This is a genomic window from Sphingopyxis sp. BSN-002 (assembly GCF_022024275.1).
GTDB lineage: Bacteria > Pseudomonadota > Alphaproteobacteria > Sphingomonadales > Sphingomonadaceae > Sphingopyxis.
This window is the reverse complement of the sequence record NZ_CP091804.1, coordinates 2294637-2309828: the sequence shown is the minus strand read 5'-3', so window position 1 is coordinate 2309828 and position 15192 is coordinate 2294637. Positions and strand designations below refer to the sequence as shown.

18 protein-coding genes are annotated in these 15192 nt (G+C 65.4%); 6 read left to right on the top strand and 12 right to left on the bottom strand.

Annotation, left to right across the window (positions count from 1 at the left end):
* Positions 1 to 10: 10 nt before the first annotated feature.
* The 4 genes from L7H23_RS11385 to flgB are packed head-to-tail and all read right to left on the bottom strand — an operon-like array spanning position 11 to position 1935.
* Positions 11 to 841, bottom strand: coding sequence for a flagellar hook-basal body complex protein (locus tag L7H23_RS11385; protein ID WP_237835987.1), 831 nt, complete (start codon positions 839 to 841; stop codon positions 11 to 13).
* Positions 842 to 866: 25 nt separating this feature from the next.
* Positions 867 to 1172, bottom strand: coding sequence for a flagellar hook capping FlgD N-terminal domain-containing protein (locus L7H23_RS11380; protein ID WP_237835986.1), 306 nt, complete (start codon positions 1170 to 1172; stop codon positions 867 to 869).
* 2 nt (positions 1173 to 1174) lie between these two features.
* Positions 1175 to 1585 carry a flagellar basal body rod protein FlgC gene (gene flgC, locus L7H23_RS11375; protein WP_237835985.1) on the bottom strand — a complete coding sequence of 137 codons (411 nt, stop codon included), beginning with the start codon at positions 1583 to 1585 and terminating at the stop codon, positions 1175 to 1177.
* Positions 1582 to 1935 carry a flagellar basal body rod protein FlgB gene (flgB, locus tag L7H23_RS11370; protein ID WP_237835984.1) on the bottom strand — a complete coding sequence of 118 codons (354 nt, stop codon included), beginning with the start codon at positions 1933 to 1935 and terminating at the stop codon, positions 1582 to 1584. The genes flgC and flgB overlap by 4 nt, the downstream gene beginning before the upstream one ends.
* Before the next feature lie 267 nt (positions 1936 to 2202).
* Between flgB and L7H23_RS11365 the strand changes: the two genes are divergently transcribed.
* From L7H23_RS11365 to L7H23_RS11340, 6 genes are all read left to right on the top strand, one after another.
* Positions 2203 to 2706, top strand: a complete 504-nt coding sequence (locus L7H23_RS11365; RefSeq protein ID WP_237835983.1) for a flagella basal body P-ring formation protein FlgA — start codon at positions 2203 to 2205, stop codon at positions 2704 to 2706.
* A 169-nt stretch (positions 2707 to 2875) separates the two neighbouring features.
* On the top strand, positions 2876 to 3166 hold the full coding sequence (flgM, locus tag L7H23_RS11360; protein WP_237835982.1) for a flagellar biosynthesis anti-sigma factor FlgM: 291 nt from the start codon (positions 2876 to 2878) through the stop codon (positions 3164 to 3166).
* 5 nt (positions 3167 to 3171) lie between these two features.
* On the top strand, positions 3172 to 3465 hold the full coding sequence (locus L7H23_RS11355; RefSeq protein WP_237835981.1) for a hypothetical protein: 294 nt from the start codon (positions 3172 to 3174) through the stop codon (positions 3463 to 3465).
* Between the two features lie 79 nt (positions 3466 to 3544).
* A complete protein-coding gene (locus tag L7H23_RS11350; protein WP_237835980.1) occupies positions 3545 to 4372 on the top strand; it encodes a transglycosylase SLT domain-containing protein in 828 nt (275 codons plus the stop codon).
* Complete coding sequence (flhA, locus tag L7H23_RS11345; RefSeq protein WP_237835979.1) at positions 4369 to 6492, top strand: flagellar biosynthesis protein FlhA; 2124 nt, start codon at positions 4369 to 4371, stop codon at positions 6490 to 6492. Before L7H23_RS11350 ends, flhA begins: the two co-directional genes overlap by 4 nt.
* Complete coding sequence (locus L7H23_RS11340) at positions 6482 to 7225, top strand: FliA/WhiG family RNA polymerase sigma factor (RefSeq protein ID WP_237835978.1); 744 nt, start codon at positions 6482 to 6484, stop codon at positions 7223 to 7225. Before flhA ends, L7H23_RS11340 begins: the two co-directional genes overlap by 11 nt.
* A gap of 39 nt (positions 7226 to 7264) precedes the next feature.
* Here the strand turns inward: L7H23_RS11340 and L7H23_RS11335 are convergent, their stop codons facing one another.
* The 8 genes from L7H23_RS11335 to L7H23_RS11300 form a co-directional block, all read right to left on the bottom strand.
* The gene (locus L7H23_RS11335) at positions 7265 to 7762 is read right to left on the bottom strand and encodes a winged helix DNA-binding protein (protein WP_237835977.1); all 498 of its coding nucleotides are present in this window, start codon (positions 7760 to 7762) and stop codon (positions 7265 to 7267) included.
* Positions 7763 to 7789: 27 nt separating this feature from the next.
* Complete coding sequence (locus L7H23_RS11330) at positions 7790 to 8173, bottom strand: hypothetical protein (RefSeq protein ID WP_237835976.1); 384 nt, start codon at positions 8171 to 8173, stop codon at positions 7790 to 7792.
* Positions 8174 to 8216: 43 nt separating this feature from the next.
* Positions 8217 to 8600 carry a hypothetical protein gene (locus L7H23_RS11325; RefSeq protein WP_237835975.1) on the bottom strand — a complete coding sequence of 128 codons (384 nt, stop codon included), beginning with the start codon at positions 8598 to 8600 and terminating at the stop codon, positions 8217 to 8219.
* 47 nt (positions 8601 to 8647) lie between these two features.
* Positions 8648 to 9145: a helix-turn-helix transcriptional regulator gene (locus L7H23_RS11320; protein WP_237835974.1), complete on the bottom strand. Its 498-nt coding sequence runs from the start codon at positions 9143 to 9145 to the stop codon at positions 8648 to 8650.
* A 304-nt stretch (positions 9146 to 9449) separates the two neighbouring features.
* Entirely contained in the window at positions 9450 to 12035 is a 2586-nt protein-coding gene (locus tag L7H23_RS11315) for a hypothetical protein (protein ID WP_237835973.1), read from the bottom strand.
* A gap of 231 nt (positions 12036 to 12266) precedes the next feature.
* A complete protein-coding gene (locus L7H23_RS11310; protein WP_237835972.1) occupies positions 12267 to 13814 on the bottom strand; it encodes a DHA2 family efflux MFS transporter permease subunit in 1548 nt (515 codons plus the stop codon).
* On the bottom strand, positions 13811 to 14998 hold the full coding sequence (locus L7H23_RS11305) for an HlyD family efflux transporter periplasmic adaptor subunit (RefSeq protein WP_237835971.1): 1188 nt from the start codon (positions 14996 to 14998) through the stop codon (positions 13811 to 13813). The genes L7H23_RS11310 and L7H23_RS11305 overlap by 4 nt, the downstream gene beginning before the upstream one ends.
* Before the next feature lie 35 nt (positions 14999 to 15033).
* Entirely contained in the window at positions 15034 to 15177 is a 144-nt protein-coding gene (locus tag L7H23_RS11300) for a hypothetical protein (RefSeq protein WP_237835970.1), read from the bottom strand.
* Positions 15178 to 15192 lie beyond the last annotated feature (15 nt).

The following is a 15192-nucleotide window of genomic DNA, read 5'->3' as shown; positions in this document are numbered from 1 at the left end:
TCGCGCGGTCTTAGGTGCGCATGTTGATGACGGTCTGGGTCAGCGTCGACGCGCCCTCGATCGCCTTGGCATTCGCCTGGAAGTTGCGCTGGGCGGCGATCAGCATGACCAGTTCCTCGGTGATATCGACGTTCGAACGTTCGAGCGTGCCCGAACGGACGGTACCCATCGGGCCGTTGGTTGCGGCATCGATCGTCGGATCACCGCTCTCGCCGGTCGACTGCCAGTGCGCGTCGCCGATCGGGCGAAGCCCTTCCATCGCGGGGAAAGTCGCCATCGCGACCTTGCCGAGCACCTGGTCCTCGCCATTGGCGTAGGTCGCGGTGACGAGGCCGTCGAGATCGACCGAAACGTTGATCAGCGACGCCGTCGGATCGCTCGGCGCGCCGTCGGGCAGCACGAAGTCGAACGCGCCCGCGAGCGTGCGGTCGGTGACATTGCCGTTGGCGTCGACCGGCAGCAGCTGGAGCTTCTGGCCGGTCGAGTCGACCACCGTGCCGTCAGGCAGCGGCGAGAAAGCGCCGTTGCGCGTATAGCTGACCTGCTCGCGCGGCGGCTCGCCCTTCACGATGAACATGCCCTCGCCGACGATCGCGAGGTCGAGCGTCTTCTCGCTCGTTTCATACGACCCCTGCGTGAACTGCTGGGTGATGCCGATCAGGCGCTGGCCCTGGCCCGCGACGGTTTTCGTCGACTGCGTCGGCGAAGAGGCGAAGATGTCGCCGAACTGCGCCTTGCTGCGCTTAAAGCCGATCGAGTTGGCGTTGGCGATATTGTTCGAAATGACCGACATGTCGGTCTGGGCGCCCTTGAGGCCCGAAAGAGAAGTATAGAACGACATGGATTTGATCCTTCCTGCGTGATGATTAGGTGGTCGGGGTGGTCGGCGTCTGCGCGGTCTGCGCGGCCTTGATGTCCTTGAGCAGCGCGGTCTGCGCCGCGAGCTGCTCCGAAATGCTCTTCAGCGTGGTGTTGGTTTCGCTGACGCCGGCAAGGCTGGAGAATTGCGCCATCTGCGCAACCATCTCCTGATTGTCGACGGGGTTGAACGGATCCTGTGCCGACAGCTGCGCGGTCATCAGACGCAGAAAATCCTTCTGGTCGAGCTGCTGACCTTTCAGCTGGGTTGGCGTGTAGTTCTGATATTGCGAACCGATGGAATCGACGGCCATGATTATTGTCCCAACCGCAGAGTTTCGTTGATCAGGCCCTTTGCGGTTTCGAGGACCTGGACGTTGTTCTGATACTGGCGTGCGGTCTCGACCATCTCGACCAGCTCGGCGGCGCTATCGACCGCGGCCTCCCACACATTGCCGTCCTTGTCGGCGAGCGGGTTCGACGGGTCGTAGCGCTTTGCCGGCGCCATCCTGGTTGACGTGACCTGGTCGACCTGCACGGTCGCGCGTCCCTGGGCATCCATCACGGTGCGGAACACGGGCTTCAGCGAGCGGAAGGCTTCCTTCTCGCTGCCCGCGACCGTGCCGGCGTTGGCAAGGTTCGACGCGGTGGTGTTCAATCGCACGAGCTGCGCCGACATGGCACGCCCGCTGATGTCGAAGACGGAGAAATTGCCGTTCATGATCATTCGCCCTTGATCGCGCGCGACAGCGTGCTGATGCGGCCGTTGAGGAAGGCGAGGCTCGACCGGTAGGCGAGCGCATTCTCCGCATAGGCGGTCTGTTCGGTCGACATTTCGACGGTATTGCCGTCGAGCGAGGGCTGGACGGGCACGCGATAGGCGGTTGCGCCTTCGATCGCGCCGCTGGTCGAGGCGCCCTGGCTCGCAAGGTCGAGCGCCTTCGAAAAATCGAGGTCGCGCGCCTTGTAGTTGGGCGTCGCGGCATTGGCGATGTTCGACGCGAGCATCATCATGCGCTGGCTGCGCAGCTGAAGCGCCGTCGCGTGCAGGCCAAAGAGCTTCTCGGTTGCCATCATCAAATCCTTTCGCCGGGGTCAGGGCCGGACTGGCCCGGACGCGCGGAAAAACACCAAGGCATTATGCAATCCGCGTGCCAAATCTGATTTAATGTTGATTATCAGTTGTTTGGTTCCGACGCGTCCCGCGCCGTCCGGCCCCGCCCCGGCCGCTCGTCAAAAGATTGACGTGCCCGGGCCGCCATCCGCGCAAAGCCGCAGCAAAGCGCGACTGGCACGCATCATGCAAATTGATCGGGCAATATCGGACCAACGAGGATTTCAGTCATGAACCGCAAGATTGCCGCCTGCATCGCAGCCAGCCTGATCGCCATTCCCGCCGCCGGTGCCCAGCAGGCAACCGAGGACTGGGCCACGATCGATACGCTGACGCAGATGGTCGCAAACGCGACGGGCCGCACCGCGACCCCGATCGATCGCCGCATCAAACTGGCGCGGTGCCCCGAACAGGCTTCGGTCACCATGGTCGACGCCCAGACGCTCGCGGTGCGCTGCGCCTCGCTCGGCTGGCGCCTGCGCGTGCCGATGACCGGCCCGGCCAATGCAGCGCCGGCAGCCGCCGGCTTTGCCGCGCCTTCCTCGGCGCCGGCGATCCGCCGCGGCGACGCCGTTCGGGTGTCGATCGAAACCGAAAGCTTCTCCGTCAGCTATTCCGCAACCGCGGCGCAAGACGGGCGCGTCGGCGAAACGATCGCGCTGCGCGGAAACGATCCGAAAAATCTGATGAGCGCCGTCGTCACCGGCCCCGGCCGTGCGCGCCTGATGGACTGAAGACCTTCCGGGTTAAGCCCCACTGGCCCGGCGGCGTCGGCTTTCCGACACCGCCGGGTTTCTTTTTGCATTTTTTCGGTAACCCGCCCTTAATCTCCCGCGACCCCCGCCGTTAAACCCTGTCGAGACGTTTCCGCCGGACTTTCGGGCGGGGCAAATGGAGGCAGCTATGTCGGGAGACAGCAAGATCGGGCCGGTTGGCGGTATCATCCGCACCGCTCCCGTGCGCAAGATCGGAGGCGGCGCGGACGCGGATGGCGCTGCCCGCACGGCGGCATCCACCACCGTGCCCGGTGCCAAACTGATCCGCCTTGCGGCCGACCTCGCGGCGCAGGCGCCGCCGGTCGATTCCGCGCGCGTCGCATCGCTGCGCACCGCCATTGCCGAAGGCACCTATTCGGCCGATGCCAAGAATATTGCGCTGGCCATGCTGCGCTATGCCCAGGGGCGCAGCGAATAATGCCGATGACGAATATCCAGGCGAAGCTCGATCTGCTCGTCGGCGCGCTCGACGGGCAGGACGCCGGCGCGATCATCGCGGCGACCGAAGAGCTGGCGACCGCGGTCATCCTGTTTCGCGGGGCAGGCGTTCCCGACGGGGGCGAGGCGCAGGCGCGCACGCTGATCACGCAGACGCTCGCACAGCTCGAGGCGGCCGCAATCCGGATCAACATTCTCAAGGACTGGACGCGTCAGAGGATTGACGCGAACCACCAGATCCGCGGCACCCAGTATCGGGGACTCGCCCTAAGTTACTGAAAATATATATTTTCTGACAGGTTTTCAGGAAATGGCACGATGATTGCTTTTGGTTCTCCGAACAAGCGGAACCCATTGCATGAATTCGATCAACCCTTCTCTGACACCGGCGCCCGGCGCCGTCCCCGTCCTGGATGCGGTCCAGAATGCATCGGCGCGCACCGGGGTCGACTTCGACTATCTGGTTGACGTCGCGCGGGTCGAAAGCCGCTTCAACCCGACCGCCAAGGCGCCGACCTCTTCGGCGCGCGGCCTCTATCAGTTCACCAGGCAGACCTGGCTTGCGACCTTGCGTCGCCACGGCGCCGACCATGGCCTCGGCTGGGCGGCGAATGCGATCGGACAGGATGCGTCGGGACGCCTCAGCGTCGCCGATCCGATGCTGCGCGAACAGATTCTCGGCCTGCGTGACGATCCCGTCGCGGCATCGAACATGGCCGCAGCGCTGACATCGGACAATCAGGACTATATCGAAAGCCGCATCGGCCGCGCTGCCGAGCCGGTCGATCTCTACCTCGGCCATTTCCTGGGATCGGCGGGCGCCGCGCGCTTCCTGACCGCCTGGGGCCAGAATCCCGATCAGGCGGGTGCCACGATGATGCCCGACGCCGCGGCGGCCAACCGCCCGGTCTTCTACAACGCCGACGGCAGCATGCGCAGCCTCGGCGAAATCCGCGAATTTTTCCGCGCCAAGCTCGATCAGGACGGCGGCCCCGGCATCATGCCCGGCGTGCCCGCCCAGACGCCCGGCTGGCGCATGCAGATGGCGAGCGCAAGCGGCGCCAGCAGCGGCGGACGCCCGCCGCTCCCGATGATGGATATCCAGCCCATGCCGAAGAAACTGTCGATGGACTTCGCCGCGAGCGCGTATCGCCGCCTCGCCTCGCTGTCGGGAGGCACCGCATGATCGGCGGCCTGAAGTTCGGCAACTGGACCCGCCTCGCCGGGGCCGCGGCACTTCCCGCGGCGATGCTGATTCTCGTCGCGTTGATGGTGATCCCCGTATCGCCGATCATCCTCGACATCAGCTTCGTCGCCAACATCATGATCAGCCTGCTGGTCCTGATGGTCGCGATGCAGGCGTCAAAGCCGCTCGATTTCTCGTCCTTCCCGACCGTGCTGCTGCTCGCGACGCTGTTCCGCCTGTCGCTGAACGTCGCATCGACGCGCGTCGTGCTCGTCCACGGGCACGAGGGCACCGCCTCGGCGGGGCATGTCATCGAGGCGTTCGGCAAGGTGCTGATCGGCGGCGACTATGTCGTAGGCCTGTTCGTCTTTTTCGTGCTGATGATCATCAACCTGGTCGTGATCACCAAGGGCGCAGGGCGTGTGTCCGAAGTATCGGCGCGTTTCACCCTCGACGCCCTTCCCGGCAAGCAGATGGCGATCGACGCCGATCTCAATGCCGGCCTGCTCACCCCCGACGAAGCCAAGGCACGCCGTCAGGAAGTCGCGACCGAAGCCGATTTCTACGGCTCGATGGACGGCGCCTCGAAGTTCGTGAAGGGCGACGCGGTCGCCGGCCTGCTGATCCTGTTCGTCAATATCGTCGGCGGGCTGATCCTCGGCATGTTCAGCCACGGGCTGTCCTTCTCGGAAGCCGGCAGCACCTATGTCACGCTCGCGATCGGCGACGCGCTCGTCGCGCAGATCCCCGCGCTCCTGCTCTCTATCGCTGCCGCCGCGATCGTCACCCGCGTTTCCTCGCCGCACGACCTGTCGGGCCAGATCGGCAGCCAGTTCGCGTCGCCGCATGTCTGGATGGCAGTTGCCGGTGTGTTGTTCGTGCTCGGACTCGTCCCTGCGATGCCGCAGATGCTCATCCTGCCCGCCGCGGCCATCGCCGGGGGCATTGGCTGGCAACTCCGCAAGGCCGAAAAACTCGCCGAGGTCGCGCCGCCGCCGCCCGCGCCCGTCGCCGACCCGCACCACATCGAATGGTCGGATGTCAGCGACGTCAGCCCCTGCCAGCTCGAGATCGGCTATGCGCTCGTCGCGCTCGTCGACGAACGCAAGGGTGCGCCGCTGATGACGCGGATCACCGGCATTCGCCGTCAGCTGTCGAAGGAACTCGGCTTCGTCGTTCCGCCGGTGAAGGTCACCGACGACCTGTCGCTGCCGGGCAATGTGTATCGCATCTCGGTCGCCGGCGTGATCGTCGGCGAGGACGAGGTCTATCCCAATGAAATGCTCGCGCTCGATTCGGGCGATCTAGTCACCAAGGTCACCGGCCGGGCGTGCAAGGACCCGACTTTCGGCCTCGACGCGCTGTGGATTCCCAAATCGTCCCAGAACGACGCGATCGCGGCAGGCTATACGGTGGTCGACCCGGCGACTGTCGTTGCGACGCATCTCAACAACAGCATCATCGGATCGGCGTACGAACTCTTCGGCCTCGACGATGCCCAGGCGCTGATCGACAATCTCAAGACGCAATATCCCCAGCTCGCGCAGAGCCTGAGCCCGCAGGGCTATCCGCTGCCGCGGGTCGCGGCGTTGTGCAAGGCGCTGCTCGTCGAGCGGGTCCCGCTGCGTGACTTCCGCAAGATCGCCGAGGCGATGGTCGGTCTCGCGGGGCAGCAGCTCGGCGACAACGACCTGATCGAGGCGGTGCGCCAGCGCATCGGCGCACTGATCATCCAGACGATCGTGCCCACCCGCATGCCGCTGCCCGTCGTCACCTTCGCGCCCGAGATCGAGGTGCTGCTCAATCAGGCGGTACGCGCCAACCCCGGCGCCGAGTGGCCGTTCGAGCATGGCATGGCGATGAAGATCATCGAACAGATCGGCGGGGCGGTGGAGCCCCTCCTGCTCTCGACGCGGAGCTTCGCGCTCGTCGCCTCGCCGCTGTGCCGTTCGGCGCTGTCGCGGCTGGTGCGCGCGACCTTCCCCGAAGTCGCCGTCATTTCCTACCTCGAAATCCCCGCGAACAAGGCCACCGAGATCGTCGCGACGATCGGCGCCGAAATGCCGCGCCTGACCGGCGGCGAAGATGCCCAGATGAAGGACGAGCCCCATGAATATTGAGCGCCCCGACCAGTTCGGAGCCGGCGGTCGCGCGCCGCGCCTGCATGGCTATGGCGAAAGCGCCGAAGCGCTGATCGCGGAATATGCGCCGCTCGTCCGGAAGATCGCATGGCAGGTTCATTCGCGCGTTTCGCGCACCAGCGACCTCGAGGATATGATCCAGGTCGGTCTGATGGCCCTGATCGAGGCGAGCCGGACCTATGAGGAACGCGGCTTCGCTTTCGCCACCTACGCCACGACCCGCATTCGCGGGGCGATGATCGACCAGCAGCGGCGCGAAGCCGATGTCGGCCGATCGGCGATGGCGGCGGCGCGCCAGATCCAGCAGACGCGCGCGACGCTGGAACAGCAATTGCGCCGCGCCCCGTCGGCATCCGAAATGGCGACCGCGCTCGACATGTCGGCCGAGGATTATTTCGCGTTCGAGAAGAGCGCGACGCACGGCCGCTCGACCTCGCTCGACGAGCTGGTCGACGAGGGGAGCTTTCTCTTTGCCGACGAGCGGATCGGTGCGGGCGAGGCGCTGGAACAGGAAAGCCTGATGGAAGCGCTGCGCGTCTGCGTCACGCGGCTGGGCGAGCGCGAGCAGATGGTGCTGCAGCTCTATTTCTTCGAGGAACTGAATTTGCAGGAGATCGGCCTGGCGCTCGATGTCAGTGCGGCGCGTGTTTGCCAGATCAAGCGCGATGCGATGGTCAAGATCGATCGCATGATGCGCGACATGACTGACTAGGGACCGGCGGCTGGTCTCGCCGGCTCGACAGGCTTGCTGTCAGGCGGCCCGGTTATAGCCGCTGCGCATCGCTGCGCCGAATTTTTCGAAATAGCTTGCCATGCGCTCGGTACCGGCATCGGTCAGCCGGACGATCGAACGGCGTCGGTCGCGTTCGTCGATCGAGCGCTTGACGAGGCCTGCCCCCTCGAGCGAGGCGATCATCCTGAGCCCCGACGACAGCGGCACGCCTGCGCCCGTCGCAAGGTCGCTCGCGCTCAGCGTGCGGCCGTTGGCGTTGGCGAGCATGAGGTCGAGCATCATGTCCCATACGGGACCCGACATCTGCGCGGTGCCGAAATGGCTGCGACGCATGCGCCGGACCTGGATGCTGAGCGCAAGCTGATCCACCAGCCGCGGCGGCGCGGTTTCGGCAGGGAGGCCGAAAGCCGCGGAGGTTGCGACCAGCTGATCTTCACCGCCCTTGGCGAGAAGATCGTGGATCTGGTCGATCCGCGACTTGATATCGGCAATTTCCTGGTTCGAGAATTGCTGCATGTGATGAAACCCTTCGGGCGTTCTTCATCAAGCCCCGGCATTCCCCGTCCGTTTGGTCGAACCCGATGCATAAAGGATCACAAAAAGGATCGGGTAGGATATATACATTGAAAGCAGCGCGTAGGGACGCGCCAATATCTCCGAAAACATCAGCTTCTGGAGGTGCCCGAAAATTGCGATCAATTGCCAACCGGTAATCCAGTAGGGCCAGAAACGCTGTGTTTTCAGTGCGATGAACCAGAAGCTCGCAAGTGCGATGATGTCGATTGCGAAGATACTATATTCAATATGCGACCAATCCGGAGCAGGTGCCAGGACGGTGGTGCAGACCGAAGCGAGCAAGGCGGTATAGGCTGCCCACCGTTCCATATAGCCGCCGCGCCACATCGCGACCGCTACAGTGAGCAGCAATACCCCATAATATGTCGCTACGGTCCACATGACGCGTCCGCGCTTACGATGCCTTGGCGAGCGAGAGGTGCATGACCTCGGCGCCGGCGGCGTCGTTGCTGCCATCGTCGAAACGGCCCGACGGTTCGGGAGGCTTCACGCCTGCGCCGAACATGCGCGTTCCGAGACCGACCTGCTTTTGCGTGACGGTGAGCGAGATGTGCGCATCGGTGAGAAGCTGGCGCACTTCGCCAGCGGCTGCCAGCGCATGCGCAACCTTCGCCAGCGCTTCCTGGCCGACGATCGCCGACATGTTGATGTCGCGGCGCGCGGCGGGCAGCGTTGCGGCCAGCTGGGCGATACGGATCATGGCTTCATCGATCGCGTCTTCGGCCTGATGGAGCTCGGAGGCGATCTTTTTCGCTGCGGAGAGTCTTTCGTTCAACATGACTTTGGTCCTTGCAAACGAATGCCGACGGAACCCCCCCGCAGCATTCAGGTCAGAACACGACCAAGTCCGACAAGGATCGAGTAGAGAGCGGAAAAAGCCAAAATGGTCGCAAAGGCGATCAGAATTGGCCAGATGATCCTTTCCATCAACCCATGCCGGTTGGCCGGCTGGGACGCGGTAGGAAACGGAGTGCCTATATCGAAAAGCCGCCGTGTCGAACTGTGCCCCGCACCGGCATCCGCGGCTTGGGGAGGGTCGCCTAGGTCGAACAATTGATATGTCAAAGGCTGATAAGGAGTAACCTGGTCGAATACACCGTTACGGGCGAGGATCGTCGCAGCCTCTACTCTGTTGGAAACATTCAGCTTTTTCAGGGCTCGCCGCACCCGTTCGTCCACCGTATGGGGGGAAACATCCATAATGCGAGCGATTTCCTTGGAATTTTTGTGCTCAAAAACCAGCCGCAGCGTTTCAATTTGCGCGGCCGAAAGGAGACTGATGTAATTGTCTGGGTCACCCTGCACGCGCTCGGCATAGACCATCGGATGTCTAAATCAAGTTACGTGGAAGCGTGATTCACGTATCATGTTACCCTAAAGTGGCGCTACATTGCCACGGTCGGGACACGCAAACTGTAGCAAAACCGGCTATTCCGCATCCGGCGGCGCCACGGCGCGCCGCAATTGGCGAATATCACTTAATCTTAACATTCGCGGATCGGGCTGGTGAGCCGATGCCCGGAACGATATCCGGTCATCGGTCATCGCACGAACCATCGGACGCAAGCCGGCCAGCCCGGAGGACGCCGGCCGGCTTGCGCCGATAAGGACCGCTGCGCAGCCTGCCTCAGCCGCGCGGTCGCCGGCCCCCGCCCTTCGGGGCGCCGCCGCTACGCGGGACGATGCCGGTGCCACGGGTCATCGAAGGGCGGTTTCCGCCGGAGAAGCGCTCGCCGGAACCGCCGCGGACGGGCCGCTGACTGCCGCTTCCGTCGAAGCCCCGGTTTCGCGCCGCCTGTTCGCGATCGAGAGCACCAGCCGTCGCGCCCGATGGCCGCTGACTGCTGTCGGCGGCGCCATTCCGGTTGCCGCTCCGCTCGACCTGTTCCCAGCCGCTGTCGGTCTTCTGATAGACGTTGCCGTCGTGCCCGGCGTAGACATTGTCGCCGGCCTTGACCGCACCGCCGCCCGAGACCGTGCCGCTGTCGCGGTCGTAGGCGACCCCGCCAACGCCCGAGACGGTGGTGCCGCCCGAACCCGTCGTCGAGAAGCCGCCGACCGCGCCCGCGCCCTCGGGTCCGGCGCCGGCCGCGCCGGCCATGCTCGTCTGGCGCCCAGTGTTGGTGTTGTACACCTCCCGATGGTTCGCTGCGCCCGCCTGTCCGGTATAGGGGTTGTACGCAGCGACGCCCTCGCTCGCAACGACGTTCCCCGTCTGAGGGTTATAGCGCACGCCGCGCGCAGCGGCGGTCGTTGTGCCGGTATAGGCATTGGTGTTTACCGCCGCCTGCCCGACCCCGCGCCCGCCGGTGCGCTGGTTATAATAGCCGCCCTCGACCGCACGGCCATAGTTTCCCGTCCAGGGGTTGGCCCACGCCGCCGCGGTGCCCGAGACGACCGCATTGCCCCACTGGCCATAGACGTTCCATGCCCCCGCGACCGGGTAGGCGCCCGCCCCCCAATAGGCGGCGTTATAATAGCCGGGCCAATAGGCGCCCCACCACGGGCCGTAATAGGGATAGGCGCCCCAGCCGAAGCCGAAGGTCCAGCCGACCGTGCGCGCATAACCGAAATAGGCGCCGGTGCCGTAGGTTCCGGGGCACCCGTACCAGACCGACCCGACCCACGGCGTGCAACGATAGCCGGTGCCGTAAACGACGACGGTCCTCGTCGACACCGTGCCATAATAGCCCGGCGTGTAGCCGACATGGACGCTGTCGCCGTTCGCGCCATAGACCTGCACATAGGTCAGATAATGGAGCGGCGAGGTCGCGGGGATCGTGTAGATCGCGGGCGCGACGCTGGTCGCGGCGGTCCACGGCCCCTTCGGCGACGAGGCGACGAACCAGATTCCGTTGCTGACCGCATAATAATGCGAAGCGTCGACCCGGATCACCGGGACCGCGGCATTGCGCGCATAGGTCAGCGAGGTCCCCGAAATCAGCACGAAGTCGGGTGCGCCGTCATAGGTCGCGTTGAAGCGCGCTTCCTTGCGGTTGATCGTCGCGGTCTGCGGAATCGAGTTCGCGATCAGCGCCTCGCGTGCCTCGGGCGTGCCCGCGACCGATGCGAGTACAGCCCCCTTGGCGCTGTCGGCCGGGATGCGTGCGAAGTCGGCGGGAAGCTTGTCGGGCGCGACATAGGTCCACGGCCCTTTCGCCGACGGCGCCGTGAACCAGCGGCCCGAAACGAGCACATACCAGCTCGTGTTGGCGACGACGAAGACGTCGGCCGGAGTGTTCACGACATAGGCAAGCGTCGTTCCCGCAATCGGCGCAAACTGCGGTTCGCCCGACACGGGGATCAGCTCGGCCGCGTCGCTGCGCACCATGATGGCGGGCGCCTTGCCCGCCTTCAGGACCGCAACGATGTCATCCGACGGTTTGTCCATCGGATCGGCGAGCTTGCGCTCGGTCGCCTCGGCGAGCGCCTGCGTCACGTTCGCCGGCACCGCGCCGGCGATGACCCACCGGCCCGACAGGCTGGTCGCGGTCAGCCAGCGTCCACCGACGCGCAGATAATAGACGTTGCCGGCCTGGAGCAGCAGCGAGCGCGTGTTGACGATGCGTTGCACGCCCGGCACCTTCATCGCGCGGAGCACCGGCTTGCCATCGACATGGACCATGATCGCGGGTTCGAACGCGAAGACGATCGCGGGCGGCGTATTGTCGACCGCGACGCTCGCTTCGGTCACGCGCGCCTGGCCGAGCGCGACCGCCGCTTCGAGCTGGTCAAGGCTGACGAGCCGCGTCATTCCCGCCGCCGCCTTCTGGATGCCCGCCTGATAGCGTGCCTCCTGCGCGGCCTGCGTCGGAAAGCTGACGCGCTTGACCACGATGCCGCTCAGCGTCGCTTCGCGGCTGGTCTTGTCGATCTCGACGCGCGCCTCGAACCAGACGACGCCGTAAGTGAGCACAGGCTCGACCTTGCCGTCGGCGCCCTTGCGCTCGCCGATCTGCACCGACACCGCGGCGCGGCCGGTCACGCGGTTGCCGGCGAGTGTTTCGAACTGCGGGGGGTGCAGCCAGAAGCGGAGGTCGGCCTCCTTGAACTCGCGGGGAAACGCCTGCGCGTCGACGCTTGCCGCCGCGGTCGTCGTGGCAGCTGCCGGATGATCGGTCGCAAACAGCGAAGCGCCGGCAAAGAGCAGCCATAAAGTGAGCGCCTTGCCATAGCCGGGCCGGCGGCGCGATCGGATGGGATAGTTGGTCATTGTCTTGTCCTTGTTGCTTGGGGGTTGTCGGGAGGGGAGTTGCCGGAATTCGGGTACGAGGATCCCCGGCCCGCGAAGCGCGCGGAGCGATTGGATCGGTTTTGGAGAGGATCGAACGCGAGCCGGCCGTTCAGGGAGGGGGAGGCCGGCCGGCTCGCGCCGATTGAGGGTCGTTCCGGACGGGCCACGGGGGGACATGCCCGTCCGGAACTTCCGCACGATGCACCGGGATCAGTGCACCGAACTGGTATCCACGGCCCGCGTCGGCCGCGGGGCGAGCCAGATGATCGAGGCGGCGGCGGCGAAGACGAAGGCGACCCAGACGAAGGTCTGTCCAGTCGCCAGCGCGACGCTTTCCTTGTCGACCATCTGGCTGACGATCTGGCGCGCCTGTTCGAGGCTGTAGCCCTTTGCCATCAGCCCATCGATCGCCGCCTGCGCGCCGTGGAGGACACCCGACAGGCCGTCGCGCTTTTCCTGCGCGCCGTCGTACCAGAGCGTCGTCGAGATCGCGACGGCAACCGCCCCGGCCATCGTCCGCAGGAAGTTCATCACCCCTGCCGCCGAGGCTGTTTCCTCTTCGTCGACCGCGCCGAGGGCGATGGTCGTCAAGGGCACGAAGAAGAAGGGCATGCCCGCACCCTGAATCAGCTGGGGGAGCGCCAGCGTCCAGAAGTCGGCGCCGCTGTTCCACCAGAAGACACGGAGCAGCGAGGTACCGCCGAGCCAGAGTACGCCGATGAAGACGAGCCGGCGCGGGTCGACCTGGGTCATCCGCTTCGCGACGACCGGCGCCATCAGCACCGCCGCCACGCCGTTGAACGCGGTGGCATAGCCGGCCCAGGTCGCGGTGTAGCCCATCGCGCCCTGAAGCCACTGCGGGATCACCACGAGGCTCGCGAAGAAGGTGCCGTAAGCGAACACCAGCGCGATGACCGAGACGGTGAAGCCGCGGTGCCGGAACGGACGAAGATCCACGACCGGCCGGTCTGCCGTCAGCTCCCAGATCAGGAAGCTGGCGAAGCCGACGATCGCGATGATGGCGAGCTGGACGATGATGTCCGCGCTGAACCAGTCATGTTCGCGCCCGAGATCCAGCATCAGCTGCAGTGCACCCACCCAGAGGACGAGCAGCACCAGACCGAAGCCGTCGACGGGCTCGTACACCTTCTCGGTCTCCGCCTTCCGCAGCACCGTCCACGCCGTGAAGGCACAGATCGCCGCGACGGGGACGTTGATGAAGAAGATCCAGTGCCAGCCCCAGCTGTCGGAGATGGTGCCGCCGAGGATCGGGCCGAAGATCGGCGCGGTCAGCGTCGTCATTGCCCAGATGCCCATCGTCATCGCATGCTTGTCCTTGGGGAACACCCGCAGCAGCAGCGTCTGGCTGAGCGCCATCAGCGGGCCGCCGCAAATCCCCTGCCCGATCCGGAACGCCACGAGCATGGTGAGGCTCGTCGCGGTGCCGCAAAGGAAGGAGAAGATGCCGAAACCGAGCATGCCGCCCGCGAACAGCTTTACCGTGCCGAGCCGTTTCGACAGCCAGCCGGTAAGCGGCACGCAGATCGCCTCTGCGACGGCATAGGATGTGATCACCCATGTCCCCTCCGAAGAGGAGATGCCGAGGCCGCCGGCGATGTGCGCGACCGAGACGTTCGCGATCGTGGTGTCGAGCACGACCATGAAGTTGCTGACCGCGAGGACGACCCCGGCGAGCAACAGGGTGGTGCCCGTCAGGATCGTCGAGCTGTGGCCCTCTTTCTGGGCCGCGGCGGTCACGGGACGGCCTTCCGGCGGGGCGCTACGTCGATCTCGGCTTCCATCGAGAGGCCGACGCGCAGCGGATGCTTCTTCAATTCCTTCGGATCGAGCGAGACGCGCACCGGCAGGCGCTGGACCACCTTGATCCAGTTGCCCGTGGCATTCTGCGCCGGGATCAGCGCGAACGCCGAACCGGTGCCGCCCGAAAAGCCCTCGACGCGGCCATGGAAGACGACGTCCGAACCATAGAGATCGGAGATCAGCTCGACCGGCTGGCCCGGGCGAACGCGTTCGAGCTGGCCTTCCTTGAAGTTCGCATCGACATACACGGCGCCGATCGGAACGATCGTCATCGCGACGCTGCCCGCCGAGACGCGCTGGCCGACCTGCACCTGCCGGTTGGTGACGACACCGTCGATGGGCGCGCGGATCACCGTACGCTCAAGGTCGACGCGCGCCTGATCGAGCTTCGCCTTTGCGGCGAGCACGTCGGGGTGGCTGTCGACCGAGACGCCCGCGATCATCGCATTGTTCGCCGCGAGCGAACCCGCCGCCGAATTGCGCGACGCGACCGCCTGCGCGAGCCCCGCCTTCGCCTGCGCCAGATTGCCCTGCGCGGTGGCATAGGCGTTGCGCACGACGGTCAGTTCCTCGCCCGACACGGCTCCGCCATCGGCGATGCCGGCGCGGCGGTCGAGGTCGATCCGCGCCTTGGCGAGCGCCGCATTGGCGACCTGCACCTGCGACTGCGCCTGGTCGATCGACGCCGCACCGGCGCCGACCTGTCCGGCGAGCGAGCTGCTGGTGGCAACCGCCTGCCCGAACTGGCGGCGGGCGCGCGCATAATCGGCCTCGGCGCGCGCCAGTGCCAGTTTGGCGTCGGTGTCGTCGAGCTGGATCAGGATATCGCCGCGCTTCACGCTCTGCGTGTTGGCGACGAACACTTTGGTCACCGCGCCCGAAACGAGCGGGGTCACCTGCGCCGAATCCGCGGCGACATAGGCGTTGTCGGTCGCGACCAGATCGCCGTCGGCGAGCAGCCAGTAGCCGGCGCCGGCGAGCAGAACCGCGCCGCCGAGCGCGGCGAACAGCTTCTTGCGCTTGGCCGAGATTGCCGCCTTTCGATCGACTCCGGTTTCGGTGGCCCGCGCGCCGTCGTCGCGGAAATCATCGGCATGGTCGAGAAGAGCTATTTGAGTCATCGGTCTGTCCTTTGGAAATCATCGTGCGGAAATGATCAGAGGGGGGGATGTGCGATCTGGTAGATGGTGGCGCCGAGCAGGCCGACGCCGCCGACGATCACGAGCTTGACGAGCAGGCCGTAGGCGATCCAGCGGAGCACGCGCTGGCGCTTCGACATCGTGGTGGTGGTGGTATTCATGGGGGTATTCCTTCT

Excerpts from the sequence above, each read along its gene's own strand:
- L7H23_RS11340 (WP_237835978.1), top strand. The coding sequence starts at position 6,482 with ATGAATATTGAGCGCCCCGACCAGTTCGGAGCCGGCGGTCGCGCGCCG.
- L7H23_RS11315 (WP_237835973.1), bottom strand. The coding sequence starts at position 12,035 with ATGACCAACTATCCCATCCGATCGCGCCGCCGGCCCGGCTATGGCAAG.
- flhA (WP_237835979.1), top strand. The coding sequence starts at position 4,369 with ATGATCGGCGGCCTGAAGTTCGGCAACTGGACCCGCCTCGCCGGGGCC.
- L7H23_RS11325 (WP_237835975.1), bottom strand. The coding sequence starts at position 8,600 with ATGTTGAACGAAAGACTCTCCGCAGCGAAAAAGATCGCCTCCGAGCTC.
- L7H23_RS11365 (WP_237835983.1), top strand. The coding sequence starts at position 2,203 with ATGAACCGCAAGATTGCCGCCTGCATCGCAGCCAGCCTGATCGCCATT.
- L7H23_RS11380 (WP_237835986.1), bottom strand. The coding sequence starts at position 1,172 with ATGGCCGTCGATTCCATCGGTTCGCAATATCAGAACTACACGCCAACC.
- L7H23_RS11385 (WP_237835987.1), bottom strand. The coding sequence starts at position 841 with ATGTCGTTCTATACTTCTCTTTCGGGCCTCAAGGGCGCCCAGACCGAC.
- flgB (WP_237835984.1), bottom strand. The coding sequence starts at position 1,935 with ATGATGGCAACCGAGAAGCTCTTTGGCCTGCACGCGACGGCGCTTCAG.
- L7H23_RS11350 (WP_237835980.1), top strand. The coding sequence starts at position 3,545 with ATGAATTCGATCAACCCTTCTCTGACACCGGCGCCCGGCGCCGTCCCC.
- L7H23_RS11320 (WP_237835974.1), bottom strand. The coding sequence starts at position 9,145 with ATGGTCTATGCCGAGCGCGTGCAGGGTGACCCAGACAATTACATCAGT.
- L7H23_RS11300 (WP_237835970.1), bottom strand. The coding sequence starts at position 15,177 with ATGAATACCACCACCACCACGATGTCGAAGCGCCAGCGCGTGCTCCGC.
- flgC (WP_237835985.1), bottom strand. The coding sequence starts at position 1,585 with ATGATCATGAACGGCAATTTCTCCGTCTTCGACATCAGCGGGCGTGCC.
- L7H23_RS11335 (WP_237835977.1), bottom strand. The coding sequence starts at position 7,762 with ATGCAGCAATTCTCGAACCAGGAAATTGCCGATATCAAGTCGCGGATC.
- L7H23_RS11355 (WP_237835981.1), top strand. The coding sequence starts at position 3,172 with ATGACGAATATCCAGGCGAAGCTCGATCTGCTCGTCGGCGCGCTCGAC.
- L7H23_RS11305 (WP_237835971.1), bottom strand. The coding sequence starts at position 14,998 with ATGACTCAAATAGCTCTTCTCGACCATGCCGATGATTTCCGCGACGAC.
- flgM (WP_237835982.1), top strand. The coding sequence starts at position 2,876 with ATGTCGGGAGACAGCAAGATCGGGCCGGTTGGCGGTATCATCCGCACC.